Source organism: Halorussus vallis, from assembly GCF_024138165.1.
Lineage (GTDB): Archaea > Halobacteriota > Halobacteria > Halobacteriales > Haladaptataceae > Halorussus > Halorussus vallis.
Genome location: NZ_CP100000.1, coordinates 254,262 through 268,754, shown reverse-complemented (window position 1 = coordinate 268,754; position 14,493 = coordinate 254,262). Strand labels below are relative to the sequence as shown.

Genomic DNA, 14,493 nt, shown 5'->3' with positions numbered 1-14,493 from the left:
CGTAGACAACGATTAGGCCGCCGAAGTGTCGGCAAGGTCGATGATTACCGGGCACTGCATCCCGTCTTTCATCATACACGTGCTCTGCAATGATGTGCGCTGAACAACGTTACACTCCTCGGACGACCGGGTGTCGAGCCGCACGTCTCAAGGGGGTAGCGCCGTACTGAATCAGTATGTACATCATCATCGTCGGCGCCGGCCAGATCGGTACGCCGCTCATCGAGGCGGCTACGCGGGAGGGTAACGACGTCGCCGTCATAGAGTACGACGAGGAACGTGCGAACAGGGCCGCGACCGCGTTCGACGCTCTCGTAATCAACGACGACGCCACTGTCAAAGAAACGCTCTACGACGCCGGCGCCGAGCGGGCCGACGCCATCATTAGCACGACCGACCAGGACGCTACCAACACGATGGTCTGTCTGCTCGCCAAGGAGATAGAGATTCCCGAAATCGTCTCCGTCGTCCACAACCCCGACCACATGAGCCTCTTTCGCCAGATCGGGGTCCACACTATCGAGAACCCGCAACGGCTCATCGCCGACTACCTCTACCGCGCGGTCAAGCGACCGGCGATCATCGACTTCATGCACCTCGGCGGCGACGCGGAGGTCTTCGAAATCGCCGTCGCCGAAGACGCCGCCATCGCGGGCAAGACAATCCAGGAAGCCGACGAGCAGAATTTGCTCGGCGAAGATACGCTGATCGTCGCCATCGAACAACCCGGAGACGAACCGCCCCTCACCCCGAAGGGTAAGACCCGAATCGAAGCCGGCGACGTTCTCACCGTCTATTCGGCGTCCGGCGCGACGCCCGACGTCACCGACGCGTTCGGTCACTACGAGGACCACGAGTCCGTTCGTCGGTGAGGCCGTCGGGGGAAACTGAACTCCGCGACGGGGCCGTCGCACGGCGACGGCGCGTCGACGCTCCGTCGGACTGCCGACTCCGCCTCGTCTCGACGCTGACGACGGACCGGCGATGTCGTTCGGGAGAGTCGACGACGGGAAACCGGATTCAGTAGGCGACTCGCTTGATGAGGGCGTTCAGGAACGACTGGCCGCGCGAGTCCTGGGGATGGACCAAGAGAACCGAACAGTCGAGGCCCGAACTGATGGTCACGGCCGGATCGCCGAGGAAGATGTCGTGGAGTTTCGAGTGCGCGACCGCCCCCACTACCGCGAAGTCGCTCCCCACCGCGGCATCGATAACCCCCGAGAGCCGATCTTCGCTCCGAACGATATCTAGCTCGACCGGTACCGTACAGAGGTCGGCGAGTTCCTCGTGGAACTCCTCCGTCGTGTCGATCTGTTCCTGCGTCGGGTCGGGTCCGACCGCGGTGACGAACCGCAGCGAAGCGCCCGCTTGCTCCGCGAACGCGTTGGCGAGTCGAACCTTGGTCGGGCCGTACGGTCCCCGCTGGGTCAACACCGTGATCTCGTCGATGGAACCGAAGCCGCGGTCGCGGACGAAGGTGACGTCGCACGGCGCACGGTTCATGTACCAGTCGACGTCGCGGTCGAGCAACTCGGCCCGGAGTCCCTCGGATCGCCATTCCCCGAGGAGGAGGCTCGCGTCGATGTCGGTCGCGAAGTTGACGACCGCCCGGCCGGTGTTGTGCGAGACGATCTCCCGGGGTTCGATTCGGGCCGGCAGTTCTTCGGCCAGTTGCTCGGTCGCGGCTTCGAACTCCCGGTCGTCCTCGTCCATCGAAGTCGCCGACGATAGCGTCAGTTGTTCGGGGACTTCCTCGAATCGGACCGCGTACACTCGCGCGTCGGTCGACGCGGCGACGTACGCGGCGATGGTGAGCAACGTCCGCTCTCGCTCCGTGGAGGTGTCTTCGCCCATCGCAACGAGGATGTTGCGCTTCGACTCGCTGGTCAAGGTCCGCTCGGTCTGCTCTAGCGACCGGCTATCGGTCGACCGGCGAACGGCGTCCACCGCCGCTCCTTCGCGTTTCGTCCGTTCGCGCCCGTACACCCGGTACCAGACCGCACCCAGTACGACGAGGCCGAACGCGCCGACCAGCGGAATCGCCCCCATCTGGGTGAGGAGGAGCAGACTCGCCAGGAAGCCGCCGATCTGGACGAACGGATACCCCGGAGCCGTGAACTCCGGGTCGTACCAGTCCAGCGAACTCTCCCGGAACGCGATCAGCGCGACGTTGATGAACGCGAACACGAGTATCTGGAATGCGCTGGCCAGTTTGGCGAGTTCGAGCACCGGGACGAACGCGACGAGGACCAGGAGAATCGTCCCGGTGAACAGAATCGAAGCGACGGGCGTCTTGAACCGCTCGCTGACGCTCCCGACGGACTCCGGTGCGAGGTCGTCTCGGCTCATCGCGAGGGGATACCGCGACGACGACAGGATGCCCGCGTTCGCCATGCTCGTCAGCGCGAGAACCGCCACGACGGAGATACCGATCACTCCGACGCGACCCAGAGTACCGCCGGCCGCCAGCGCCATCGGGGTCAGCATGTCCTTGGCCGTGAGCGCGTCCGTCGGCGAGACGCCGATGATCACGTAGACGGTCAGCGTGTACACCGCCATCATCACGACGATGGAGGTGAGGATGGCGATGGGAATGTTCCGGCCGGGGTTCTCTACCTCCTCGGCGACGCTGGCGATCTTGGTCACCCCGGCGTAGGAGACGAAGACGAGTCCCGTCGCGGCGAACAGTCCGTCGACTCCGTGGGTGAAGAACGGGTGGTACTGACTGCTATCGACGGAGATCATCCCGTCTCCGACGAACAGCAACAGCACAAGAAGGACCAGACTCACGACTGCGGCCTGGAGTCCGCCGGTGAGTTTCGCGCCGAGCACGTTGACGACGACGAGAAGCAGACCGAGGCCGAGACTCACGAACACGAGCGAACCTTCCGAAACGGGGACGAAGAGGAGGAGATACGCGCCGAGGCCGACCAGCGCGAACGCGCTCTTGAATACCAGCGAGAACCACGCGCCGATTCCGGCTATCGTTCCGGGAAGCGGCCCCATCGCGCGGTCGATGTAGAGGTACGTTCCCCCCGACTCCGGAATCGCCGTCGCCATCTCCGCCTTCGACAGCGCCGCCGGGAGGACGATGAATCCGGCGAGGAGATACCCGAATATCGCGGCGGGTCCGGCTTTCCCGGCCGCCAGTCCCGGAAGGACGAAGATACCACTGCCGACCATCGCGCCGATGCTGATGGTGATCGTCGCGTACAGTCCGAGGTCGCGCTCCAGCGATTTCGGCATCCGTTATCCACCTCTGGGAGTCTCCAAACGGCAAAAGGGCATTACGTACGCGGATGGAGACGAGCGGTTTAAAACGACCGGTTTCAGCAGCGTTGGGGTTCGCAGTCGTCAGATCCCGTTTCGGGCGGCGAACCCCGAAAATCATCCCGGTTCCCGCGGAGACGAGCTTCGGCGGTTTCGCGTCTCGACGACCCCTCACGGCCGCGCTCGTTCTGCGGCCGACCCGTCCGGCGAATCTACTCGTTCACCCTTCCGAGAAAGTCCCAGCGCAACGACGGTGCGCCGTCTTCGGGGGACCGCTCGGCACGGACGCGATAGAGGTAGGGACCGTGCGGACAGTCTTCGCAGCCTTCGGCGCACGGTTGCATCTTCTTCACGGTCGTGTACCCCTCGTGTTCGATTATCTCGACGAGGTCGTCTTCCGCTCGTTCGGCGAGCAAATCTGTCACCGTGGGCGGTGACGGTAACAGCGACTGGGCGTACACGATAACCGCGCGGAGGGACTCCTCGTCGAGGTCGTTCAATCGGGAAGTCAACTCGCCCGGAAGTTCAGCGTCGGGCGAGGCTACTTCCTCCGCACCGTCCTCGGCACTCGGCGTCATCTCGTAGTATATGTTTCAGCCATCTATTTAGAACCACGGGTTCCGAAATTCTACCTCCTATTTACTTCCTAATCATAAACTGTGCCCGGCCTGCTTATCGTTAGTGCGGGCGGCATCGGTTCTCAACTCCTTCCGCATGACGTGACGGAAGCACACGGAGTACTCGTCGAGAAAGACGAACGGACGACGGACAGGGACGCGGAGAAGTTAGGTTCTACTTGCTTCCGAACCACCTGCGCACCTTCGACGTGATGCCCAAGTTCCGCTTGGCCATGATGACCGTGTCCTGCGCCTGGCGTCCGATTTGCTCCGGAATCGCACCGAAGACGAATTGGTCGAGCAGGCCTTCGCGAGTCGCGCCGACGACGACGAGATTGTAACTCGCCGACCGTTCGATGATGGTATCCACGACGTTGGACCCTTCGACGACCTCGCCGGTCACCGTCACGTCCTCCCGGAACGTGTCGGCGGCGTCGTCGACGAGCGCCTGGGCGTCGTTTCGGTCCTGCTCGCTGGCACCCGGTTCGATCACGTGGACCACGTCGACCTCGGCGTTCTGTGCGTAGGCGATGGCGTCCGCTATCTCCTCGGCGTACTCGGCGTGCGGGCCGCCGGCGGTCGGGACGAGAATCCGGTCGACTTCGCCGGTCGCGTCGGGAGCGACTCGCTCGACCATCACGTCGCAGTGCGCCTCCTGGACGACCCTGTCGACGTTACTCCCGAGGATGATGTCGCGTCGCTGGGATTTGTGTTGACCCTTCCACCCCATCAGTATCGCGTCGCTGTCGTACTGATTGGCGGTGTTGAGGATCGCCTCCGCGATGTCGTGGCCGATGCGGATCGTCCCGCTGACGGGGACGTTGGCTTCTCTGGCGATGTCCATCGCGTGGTCGAGGGTTTCGCGCTCGTCGGTGACGAACTTCCGCCCTTCGCTGGTGGGCGTCTGCTGGGGGACGGTGACGACGCTCATCGCGAGAATCTCTCCGTCCCTGTCCTTCGCGAGGTCGACCGCCGTCCGCATCAACTGGTCTGCGTTCTCGGGGTTCGCGATGGGGACGACGATCTGGTTCTCCGCGTTCGACGGGGTCGCCTCCGTCAGGAGCGTCGGGGTATCCTCTTCGATCTGCTCGGCCTCCTGCTGTTTGGAGTAGCCGTAGTACACCACCAGACCGAGGCCCATCCAGACGGCCGTGGCGACCAGCGCGATGAGGCCGTGGTTGCTCTCGCCGATGCCGAACGCTTCGAGGCCCAACGTGTAGATGAGGAAGGGCGTCAGCAGTATCTGGAGGCCGATACCGATGAGCGGCGGCCACGGCATGAACGGTACCTCGTAGGTGCGTGGCAGGTCCGGATGGGTCTGGCGCATCCGTACCACCGTCCAGTTGACCTGCACGAACAGTAGGATGAACATGATGTCGGCGGAGGCCGCGACGGCCTCGATGGGAAGGACGACCGCCATCGCCGCGATCAGGATCGCAGAGACGAAGATCGCCCAGTGGGGCGTCCGCTTCTCGGGGTGAATCTTGTCGAAGGACCCGGGGAGCGCGCGGTCGCGGCCCATCGCGAACGACACCCGACTCGACGAGTACACCGTCGCGTTCAGCGCACTCATCGTCGCCGCCAGCCCCGCGAACAACAACAGCGGCACGCCGTAGGGCATGAACTGGCCCGCCGCCCGGATGATGCCGAGTTCGCCGAGTTCGCCCAGTAGCTCCCACGTGTAGATGTTCTGCTGGCCGCTCACCTCCGCGAGGCCGATGATACGTTGGGTCACGTCGATGCCGCCGATGGACGCGAACGCGACCAGAATGTAGATGGGCACGACGATGGCCATCGAGTAGAAAACGGCCTTCGGGACGTTCTTGCCGGGGTCGACGACCTCCTCGCCGGACTGGACGATGATCTCGTAGCCCTCGAACGCGATGTACGTAAAGCCCATCGCGCCGATGATGCCGAACAGGCCGTTCGGCGCGAACGATGGGCTGTTGAAGAACTTGTCCGTCCACTGGGGCGCGGTGACGGTGGCATAGACGCCGAACGCGATGAACGCACCGAGAATGACGACCTTGATGCCGGTGACGATGACGCCCGCTTTCCCGGTTTCCTCGGCCCCGCGGTAGTTGATGTACGCGAACGCCGCGACCATGACGACCGAGAGCCCCTTCTCGGCCATTATCGGCGTGATGAATCCGAGGAGGTGGAACTCATGCGGTAGGCCGGTAGCGTAGATGATCAACTCGACCAAGAACACCCCGAAGGTGACCGCGTAAAGCGAACACGCGACGGCGTGGGCGAACCAACTCATCCACCCCGCGTAGAAGCCGTTGGGGTCGACGAGCGCCTCCTTCACCCAGAGGTAGCCGCCTCCGGCTTCGGGGAACGCCGCGCCGAGTTCGGCGTACGACACCGCCGTGAACATCGCCACGAAACCGTTGAGTAGGAACGCGAGGGTGAGCGCCGGACCGGCGAGGCCGGCGGCGAAGCCGGTCAGCGCGAACACGCCCGCGCCGATCATCGCGCCAACGCCGATGAAGGTGATGTCGAACAGACTCATGTCCCGCGACAGTTCCGTCTCGACTTCACCTTCCCCGGTTCCCTCACCGGCCGCTACGTCGTGCGACGAGTCCTCTGCCATTGCACCAACGTACAGATTCTGAGGTAATAAAAGAACCTGCTACCGCAATCCCCCTACTTGAACCCGCTACCGATTCGAATCGCTATTACGCTTATTATTCCACTTTCGATAACGAGACAGTGGCCGAAGGAGTATCGGTTACCGTTCGATGGTCCTCCCTTCGTCCGGTGTTCTGTAACTATAGGAAGATATTTCTCGCATATCCAAAATAGGAATGCATGCGCTCGGAAGACGTTCGTGGCATCAAAACGATGTTACTCGGCATCCAATTGACACTCGTCGGGATACTGCTGGCGATTGCACCGCTGTGGTCGACGTCCCTGCTTCTGGGGTACGCATGCGTCTTCTTCGGATTCATCGGCGTAGTCGGCGGACTCGTCATCGGGGAGTGACTCCGGAGGGTAGTTACAGCGAGTCGGCGATGCGAAGTACCAGCGCGATGTTTCCCGGTTGTTGCTCAGGACCGCCGCCGCTTGTTAACGGTTACCCAGAGCAGCGGCGCCAGAATCCCGGCGAACAACAGAAGTGCGAACGACGCGGCGCGAAGACGTTCGCTCAACTCGAACCCGACCTGGGTGACGTAGAAGAGTCCGAGAATGGCGAACGCGGCACCGAACGTCCCCGCCGCCTCTTTCAGAAAACCGTTTGACATACGAACGGGTTGACGGTGTATCATTAGTAGGTTACGACTCGGAGAAATCGGAGAGCGACCGGAAAGGGAAATCGCGGTGAACCCCGTGGAAACTCGAACGACATCGATTCGACGCGGTTCGATTCGGTCCGAGCGGCGTTCGCGGCTCCTTCGTCGAAGGGGGAAACGCGGGCTTAGCTACCGAACCATCCCTTGGCCTTCGAGGTGATACCGCGGTTCTTCTTCGCCATGATGACCGTCCCGTTCGAGCCCCAGCCGATCTTCTCGGGGATGGAACCGAACACGAACTGCTGGAGCAGTCCCTCGCGGGTCGCGCCCGCGAGCAACACGTCGTACTCGCCCGAGCGCTCGACGACGGCGTCGACCACGTCGTCGTGTTCGATTACCTCGGTGTCGACGTTCTCGGTTTCGAGGTCGGCCGTGACCTCCTCGAACATCTCTCGGGCCTCCCGCCGCTTCGATTCGTCAGCGTCGGGGTCGACGACGTGGACGATATCGATGCGCCCGTCGTGCTGTTTGGCGATGTCGTCGGCCAGTTCCGCGGCGAACTTCGAGTGGTCGCCGCCGGCGACCGGGACGAGGATGTCGTCGGCCTCCCCGGTCGCGTCCCGACCGATTCGCTCGACCAGCACGTCCGCCTCGGCCTCGGTCGCCACTTCGTCGACGTTGCTTCCGAGGACGATGTCGCGGCGCTGGCTCTTGTGCTGGCCCTCCCAGCCCATCAACACCGTCTCGCTGTCGTACTGCTCGACCGTGTTGAGAATCGCGTCCGAGACGTCGTGGCCGACCCGGACGACGCCGCTTACGGGTACGTCCTCGGCTTCCGCGATCTCCATCGCCGCGTCCACGACGTCACGTTCCTGGTCGACGTACTGGCGGCCCTGCGAGAGCGGCGTCTGGTGCGGAACGGTGACGACGCTCATCACCAGGATCTCGCCGTCGTTCTCCCGGGCGATGTCGACCGCCGACCGCATCAGTTGCTCGGTGTTCTCCGTGTTCGAAACCGGGACGACGATCTGGTTCTCGCTCTCCCGAGGCGTCTCTTCGCTGATTAGCGTCGGCGTCTCCTCTTCGATCTGCTCGGCCTCCTGCTGTTTGGAGTAGCCGTAGTACACCACCAGACCGAGGCCCATCCAGACGGCCGCCGTCACAAGCGCGATGAGGCCGTGGTTGCTGGTCCCGATGCCGAACGCCTCCAGTCCGAGGGTGTAGATGAGGAAGGGCGTCAGTAGCATCTGGAGGCCGATGCCGATGAGCGGCGGCCACGGCATGAACGGCACCTTGTAGGTCCGCGGCAGGTCGGGGTGGGTCTGGCGCATTCGCACCACCGTCCAGTTGACCTGCACGAACAGCAGGATGAACATGATGTCGGCGGCGGCGGCAACCGCTTCGATCGGGAGCGCGACCGCCATCACCGCGATGATGACCGCCGAGGCGAAGATGGCGAAGTACGGCGTCTTCTGGTCGTCGTCGATCTTCTCGAATATCTGTGGGAGCGCGCGGTCGCGGCCCATCGCGAACGACACCCGACTCGACGAGTACACCGTCGCGTTGAGCGCGCTCATCGTCGCCGCCAGCCCCGCGAACAACAATAGCGGCACGCCGTACGGAACGAACTGCCCCGCGGCTCGAATGATGCCCATCTCGCCGAGTGCGCCCATCAGTTCCCACGTGTAGACGGCCTCCTGACCGCCGAGGCCGGCGGCCGCGACGAGGTTCTGGGTCACGTCGATGCCGCCGATGGACGCGAACGCGACCAGAATGTAGATAGGAACGACGATGGCCATCGAGTAGAACACCGCCTTGGGGATGTTCGAACCGGGGTCGACGACCTCTTCACCGGACTGGACGATGATCTCGTAGCCCTCGAACGCGATGTACGTAAAGCCCATCGCGCCCGCAATGCCGAACAGGCCGTTCGGCGCGAACGTCGGACTGGCGAGGAACTGCGAGGGCCAGTTGGGCGTGTTGAGCGTGGCGAGGATGCCGAACGCGACGAAGACGCCGAGGACGATGACTTTGATGCCAGTGACGACGATACCGATGGTTCCCGTCTCTTCGGCCCCGCGGTAGTTGATGTACGCGAACAGACTGATCATCCCGACCGCGAACAACTTCTCGAGCATGTGACCGTTGATGAACCCGAGAAGCTGGATGTGACTGCCGCCGGGACCGGGTGCGGGAAGGAATCCCGCGTAGTGAATCAGTTCGAGCAGGAACGCCCCGAAGGTGACCGCGTAGAGCGAACACGCAACGGCGTGGGCGAACCAGCTCATCCACCCCGCGTAGAAACCGTTCGGGTCGACCAGTGCTTCTTTCACCCAGAGGTAACCCCCGCCGGCTTCGGGGAACGCCGCGCCGAGTTCGGCGTACGACACCGCTGTGAACATCGCCACGAAACCGTTGAGCAGGAACGCGAGCGTGAGCGCCGGACCGGCCAGGCCGGCGGCGAACCCGGTCAATGCGAACACGCCCGCGCCGATCATCGCGCCGACGCCGATGAAGGTCACGTCGGAGAGGCTCATGTCCCGCGACAGTTCCGCTTCCACGTCTCCTCCACCACCTTCGGCCTGTCCTCCTGTCGTCGCCGTGTTCTCCGGAGATTCCCCGCCCATTGTAACTTCACAGTTGCGTGTCGACACTCAAAAGCCGAATGGCAGAACGTGGCTCGATAACGTACACCGACTCCCTTCGACGATGTTACTCCAGCCCTTCGTGAACGATAGCGACGTCCGCGAAGCGGAACACGGTTCCTCGGCGAGCGGAAGACGCCACCGAGTCGAATACCCCGCAGAGTGAGACGTCGGTCCGGCATACCGACGGTTTCTCGAACTCCACGTGCGACGCCGTCGAGGAAAACCTATTTGCTCGGGAACGGTGAAGTGTAGGTATGTTCGTCGACGACGATATGTGTCTCCTCCATAGACATATCGGACTCGTAGCCGCTAACTGCAGGCTTCACGTGCGAGGGCTTTCGAACCGATGACGTCGCTCTCGAAGCGGCACGTCCGGATTCTCTTCGCCGCGCTCCTGACGCTCTCCGTCGTATCGGTCGGATACGGATTCGCGACGTCGGTGACCGACACGACGTTCGAGTCCCACCTCGGTAGCGACGGGGTCGAAAACCGGAGCGCAAAGATTGCACCGGAAGCGGACGGCATCACCGTCGTCGCGACCGACTCGAACTCCTGGCGCGGACAGGCCAGCGAGGGTCCGCGCGCACGGGCCGAACTCGTCGCGTTCAACCCGAACGGGACGGTCCGCTACTACAACGACACCCACACGCGGTACTGGGACGTCGACCCCGTCCCGGGAACCCGCGCGACCGTCGAGTACTCGTACGCCGACCACCGGAGCGGCGACGAGTGTCCCGACGCCGGCGAGTGGAACGCGAGCCAGTACGGCGTCTCCAACGAAACATGGCAAACCTACTACGAGGTCCACGCCGACGCGAACGCGTGTACGTACAACGGCGTCGAGCGCGTGAACCTCACGACCGGGACGGTCGAGAAGGTGTGGGGCCACCTCACGCCGGGCAAGGAGGCGACGCGGTACCACGACGTCGACCGCATCAACGACACGCACCTCGCCGTCGCCGACATCTTCCTCGACGGGGTGTTCGTGGTCAACACCACGTCCGACGAACTCGTCTGGCGCTGGAACGCCACCGACGCCTACGACCCCGGGAAGACCGGCGGCCCGTTCCCCGAAGACTGGACGCACATCAACGACGTCGAGGTGCTGAAGGACGGTCGAATCATGGTGAGCGCTCGCAACCTCGACCGCGTGCTCTTCCTGTCGTCCGACGACCACACCGTCCAGAAGGCCCAGACCCTCGGGAAGGAGGACAACTACGGCATCCTCTACGAGCAGCACAACCCCGACTTCGTCAACGCGTCGAACGGCGGCCCCGCGGCGATCGTCGCCGACAGCGAGAACAACCGCGTCGTCGAGTACCAGCGTAGCGACGGGAACTGGACCCAGTCGTGGATCTGGCGGGACGCCCGGATGCAGTGGCCCCGCGACGCCGACCGTCTGCCGAACGGCCACACCCTGATCGCGGACTCCAACGGGAACCGCGTGTTCGAGGTCGACGAGAACGGCGATGTCGTCTGGAGTCTCAACATCGCGTTCCCGTACGAGGTCGAGCGACTGGAAACCGGCGACGAGTCGACGAACGGTCCGAGCGCACGCTCGGCCAACATCGCCTCGCGGTCGGGAAGTCTCGTCAACCGGTTCTGGATCAACGCGAAGGGGCTCATTCCGGGCAAGTACCTGAACGGGCTGATGTACATCACGCCCATCTGGATGGGCGTCCCCGAGGTCTTCGCCATTGCGCTCGGTCTGGTCGCCCTCCTCGCCTGGGGCGGCTTCGAACTGCGATGGTTCGTCGGCCGGCGCCGCCGCGCCGCCGCGACGGGTGCCGCCGACGAACCGACGACCGAACAGGACTAGTTCGAACCCCGACTCCCTCCGCCGTCGACCGGTTCCGGTCGTCCGATACCGTCCACCGTCCCGGAGGCATCGTTCTCGATTTCTTTCAGGCCAGTCGCTCGCCCAGCAGCGGCGCCGCCACGACGACGCCGGTGGTGAGCGCGCTCCCCACGAACGTGAGCGGATAGGACGGTTCGAACGTGTACACCGCCCCGAAGAGCGCTCCGGCGACCCCGACCACGGCGAATCCGGCGAACACCTCCCGGCCGTTCGTCGGATGGGCGGCCGTCGAATCCGTGACCCCGCGCCACACGACCCAGCCGCCGACCGCGCTTCCGACGGCGGCCACGCTGTCGAAGGTAACGTGTTGGACCAGTCCGGGAAGTCCGACTGCGACTGCGGCGAGGAGGGCCAGACCGGGCGTCGTCCCCCGGTCGGCCAGCCAGTAGAGTCCCGCGAGGACCGCCAGGCCGACGACGGCACCGACGAGCACGTCGACGAGGTAGTGGACGCCGAGAACGAGGCGCGCGAGCGAAACCAGCGTCACGACCGCTCCGGCCACGACTGCGCGGGTCCGGGACGTGCCTCGGTCGAGGACGAGCGCGAGTCCGCCCCAGACCATCGTCGTCCCGAGGGCGTGGCCGCTCGGGAACCCCGGACCGTCCGCGGTCGTGATACTGGTGAACAGCCCGCCGAACGCCGACGGAATCCACCGTAGCGCCGGCGGGTTACCCGCTCCCGGTGGTCGCGGAAGCACGAAGACGGTCTTGAGTACGCCGATGAGCGCCACGTACACGACCACGAGCGACAGCACGAACAGCCCACGCCGCCGGTCGATTCCCCACCGGGGCAGTTCGTCGCCCGCGACGTAGAGGACGCTCCCGAGCAGGAAGAGGAACCACACGTCGCCCAACTGGGTGACGACCGCGAACACCACGACCAGCGGCCAACCCGCCTGCGCGTGGAGCAGTTCGGTGACGCCGATGCCGCGACCGGTTTCGAGCGCGCCGTCGAGTATTCTCGGTATCACGTGGCCAGTCCCCGTCCGGAGGCGGGACCTAGACCGTCGAGCGGGGTATCCCTTTCGGGCAGTGGGGAGCCAAGCGATGTCGGCGCACGTGCCGAACTTCAGTCGAGCAGGACGGAGTAAACGACGCCGACCGCGGTCGCGGCCTATCGGGATGTGTCGCCGTCCGCGTGTTCGAGCGCCGTCGCGACGCGGTGTAGCAGTTGTTCGAGCGTCGACCGTTCGAGTTCCCACCAGTCGGTCGACCGCTGGTACGTCCCGAGGACGTCCTGCACCGCTTCCAGTTGCCCGGCGGTGAAGCGCGACTCGCCGGCGTCGAGCGTTTCGAACGCCCGGTAGACTTCGAGCGGCGGCGGGTCGATTCCCGTCGGGTTCTCGGCGGTTCGTTCTCGCTCGATTCGGTGCAGGAGGACGTGGTGGAGCGTCCACTGTTCGTCCGGCGGAAGCGCCAGCCTTATCGACCGTGACGATTGGGTGTGCGTCGACATACCGATGCGTCTGTCGTGAGGATATGACCGTGACCACTATAAGGTTTGCTAGCATATAACAAACCCGAGGAGCGAGTCGATAGTTCCGACTGGCTGGGAGGGGTCGTGTTGACTGACAGAACGACGGACTAACTCACAAGGGGTTGGTCAGCTACGCCTCGTCGAAACACGTTTCGAGCGCACAGAATCGACGAAAGGCGTTCTAGTGGAATCGAGATTCCGCTACACCTTCGAGTTTACCCGGGAGGACGGTAGTAGAAGGTTAAGGAAGATACTCTTCAGAAAATCAAAACACCAACGGGGTTAACGTTTGAGGGTCGAGTGTCTGACTGGACTGGCAACAAAACGATCTCCGAGGAACGAGATTCGTTCACTGCTGTCGCTCTGAGGGCCATTCCCACTCTTGGGCCTCGACCACACCGAGTAGTTCACGGCGCTGTTCCGCCAGGTCGGCTAACTTGTCGGTGAACTCCTCGTCGGATGCGACGGGGATGTCCGCGTCGCGGAGGCGATTAAGGTTCGGCGGTGGCGGCGTGTGACCGGCGGGTGGACTCATGGCCGTCCGGACGTAGTCTTCAGTAGCCGATCGAGCGGTTTCGATAACGGGTTCGTTAGGACGTCGCTCAGGGTCGACGCCGAAGCGGATGATAGTCAGTGCGTCGTCGAAGACGGCGACTGCGACCGGGGCAGCGTGTTGTTTCCGTTCGCTACGGTAGTAGTGAAGGATCGGATACGCCTTGTGCTGGGCCGCCAGGGTACTCAGACTCGACGCGAACGACTCTAACGGGAGGTCGTGTTGCCGGAGGGTGTCACCGTCCCATCCCGAACGGACGAACGCTTCGCTCGTCTCGCCCACTCCCATAACGCTGCTCGCAAACGATTGCTTGTTGACGACGGCTCGCAGGACGGAGACGACGTACGTCACGATGAGCGTGATCAATATCATGCCGCTTGCGTTCGTGAATGCAGTGACTATCCGCCAGATTGGACTGGTCGGACTGAAGTCTCCGTTGCCCATCGTGAACATGGTGTACGCTACAAAGTACCCCCGTCCGACCCATCGGACGGGTCCGGGACCGCGCGTGTAGTTGAGCGCGTTCACATCGCCAGCGAAGAGTAACGTCCACCCCGCCCAGAGCAGTACGACCCACATCGTGAGCGTGAACGCGAGGATGAGCGGTCCGGCCAGCGTAAGTACCAGGGACTCCTGACGGTCTACCGTTCTGAGCCCGCGCCACGTCCCTTTCATCAGCGGTGAGGTGAGCAGACCTGCACCGCCGTTGGTCCACAAGATGGTCCAAAAGACGTCGATCGTCGTGACCAGGAGAACACCAATACCAACGAGCGTGTACAGGAACCGCACACCTCCCGTGGCTTGTAACGGCATGAGCGGCTCCAAACTCACCTGA

General features: G+C 63.6%; 11 protein-coding genes. 3 read left to right on the top strand and 8 right to left on the bottom strand.

The genetic code is table 11. From position 1 onward, the window contains the following. The first annotated feature begins 176 nt into the window (after positions 1 to 176). Positions 177 to 872 (top strand): potassium channel family protein, encoded by a 696-nt coding sequence (locus NGM07_RS01535; RefSeq protein WP_253515771.1) that lies wholly within the window; start codon positions 177 to 179, stop codon positions 870 to 872. Positions 873 to 1,020: 148 nt separating this feature from the next. Here the strand turns inward: NGM07_RS01535 and NGM07_RS01530 are convergent, their stop codons facing one another. From NGM07_RS01530 to NGM07_RS01520, 3 genes are all read right to left on the bottom strand, one after another. Further along, positions 1,021 to 3,246 (bottom strand): amino acid permease, encoded by a 2,226-nt coding sequence (locus NGM07_RS01530; protein WP_253515766.1) that lies wholly within the window; start codon positions 3,244 to 3,246, stop codon positions 1,021 to 1,023. 236 nt (positions 3,247 to 3,482) lie between these two features. Beyond that, a complete protein-coding gene (locus NGM07_RS01525; protein WP_253515764.1) occupies positions 3,483 to 3,848 on the bottom strand; it encodes a hypothetical protein in 366 nt (121 codons plus the stop codon). A 214-nt stretch (positions 3,849 to 4,062) separates the two neighbouring features. Then, the gene (locus NGM07_RS01520; protein WP_253515761.1) at positions 4,063 to 6,483 is read right to left on the bottom strand and encodes an amino acid permease; all 2,421 of its coding nucleotides are present in this window, start codon (positions 6,481 to 6,483) and stop codon (positions 4,063 to 4,065) included. 218 nt (positions 6,484 to 6,701) lie between these two features. On the opposite strand from NGM07_RS01520, the gene NGM07_RS01515 reads away from it, so the two are divergent. Further along, positions 6,702 to 6,875 (top strand): hypothetical protein, encoded by a 174-nt coding sequence (locus NGM07_RS01515; RefSeq protein WP_253515759.1) that lies wholly within the window; start codon positions 6,702 to 6,704, stop codon positions 6,873 to 6,875. Positions 6,876 to 6,940: 65 nt separating this feature from the next. Here NGM07_RS01515 and NGM07_RS01510 read toward each other — a convergent pair whose 3' ends face one another. Next, a complete protein-coding gene (locus NGM07_RS01510) occupies positions 6,941 to 7,159 on the bottom strand; it encodes a hypothetical protein (RefSeq protein ID WP_253515757.1) in 219 nt (72 codons plus the stop codon). 149 nt (positions 7,160 to 7,308) lie between these two features. Then, positions 7,309 to 9,750 (bottom strand): amino acid permease, encoded by a 2,442-nt coding sequence (locus NGM07_RS01505; protein ID WP_253515754.1) that lies wholly within the window; start codon positions 9,748 to 9,750, stop codon positions 7,309 to 7,311. 367 nt (positions 9,751 to 10,117) lie between these two features. On the opposite strand from NGM07_RS01505, the gene NGM07_RS01500 reads away from it, so the two are divergent. Next, the gene (locus tag NGM07_RS01500; protein ID WP_253515752.1) at positions 10,118 to 11,590 is read left to right on the top strand and encodes an arylsulfotransferase family protein; all 1,473 of its coding nucleotides are present in this window, start codon (positions 10,118 to 10,120) and stop codon (positions 11,588 to 11,590) included. Between the two features lie 85 nt (positions 11,591 to 11,675). Here NGM07_RS01500 and NGM07_RS01495 read toward each other — a convergent pair whose 3' ends face one another. The 3 genes from NGM07_RS01495 to NGM07_RS01485 all read right to left on the bottom strand — a co-directional run bounded on the left by NGM07_RS01495 (position 11,676) and on the right by NGM07_RS01485 (position 14,489). Further along, positions 11,676 to 12,599, bottom strand: coding sequence for a phosphatase PAP2 family protein (locus NGM07_RS01495; RefSeq protein ID WP_253515748.1), 924 nt, complete (start codon positions 12,597 to 12,599; stop codon positions 11,676 to 11,678). A 143-nt stretch (positions 12,600 to 12,742) separates the two neighbouring features. Further along, a complete protein-coding gene (locus NGM07_RS01490) occupies positions 12,743 to 13,084 on the bottom strand; it encodes a DUF7853 family protein (RefSeq protein WP_253515746.1) in 342 nt (113 codons plus the stop codon). 370 nt (positions 13,085 to 13,454) lie between these two features. Beyond that, entirely contained in the window at positions 13,455 to 14,489 is a 1,035-nt protein-coding gene (locus NGM07_RS01485) for a potassium channel family protein (protein ID WP_438267714.1), read from the bottom strand. Positions 14,490 to 14,493: the final 4 nt, after the last annotated feature.

Bases quoted from the DNA above. Each gene is read 5' to 3' on its own strand.
- NGM07_RS01535 (WP_253515771.1), top strand. From the start codon at position 177: ATGTACATCATCATCGTCGGCGCCGGCCAGATCGGTACGCCGCTCATC.
- NGM07_RS01530 (WP_253515766.1), bottom strand. From the start codon at position 3,246: ATGCCGAAATCGCTGGAGCGCGACCTCGGACTGTACGCGACGATCACC.
- NGM07_RS01520 (WP_253515761.1), bottom strand. From the start codon at position 6,483: ATGGCAGAGGACTCGTCGCACGACGTAGCGGCCGGTGAGGGAACCGGG.
- NGM07_RS01525 (WP_253515764.1), bottom strand. From the start codon at position 3,848: ATGACGCCGAGTGCCGAGGACGGTGCGGAGGAAGTAGCCTCGCCCGAC.
- NGM07_RS01505 (WP_253515754.1), bottom strand. From the start codon at position 9,750: ATGGGCGGGGAATCTCCGGAGAACACGGCGACGACAGGAGGACAGGCC.
- NGM07_RS01490 (WP_253515746.1), bottom strand. From the start codon at position 13,084: ATGTCGACGCACACCCAATCGTCACGGTCGATAAGGCTGGCGCTTCCG.
- NGM07_RS01515 (WP_253515759.1), top strand. From the start codon at position 6,702: ATGCGCTCGGAAGACGTTCGTGGCATCAAAACGATGTTACTCGGCATC.
- NGM07_RS01500 (WP_253515752.1), top strand. From the start codon at position 10,118: ATGACGTCGCTCTCGAAGCGGCACGTCCGGATTCTCTTCGCCGCGCTC.
- NGM07_RS01510 (WP_253515757.1), bottom strand. From the start codon at position 7,159: ATGATACACCGTCAACCCGTTCGTATGTCAAACGGTTTTCTGAAAGAG.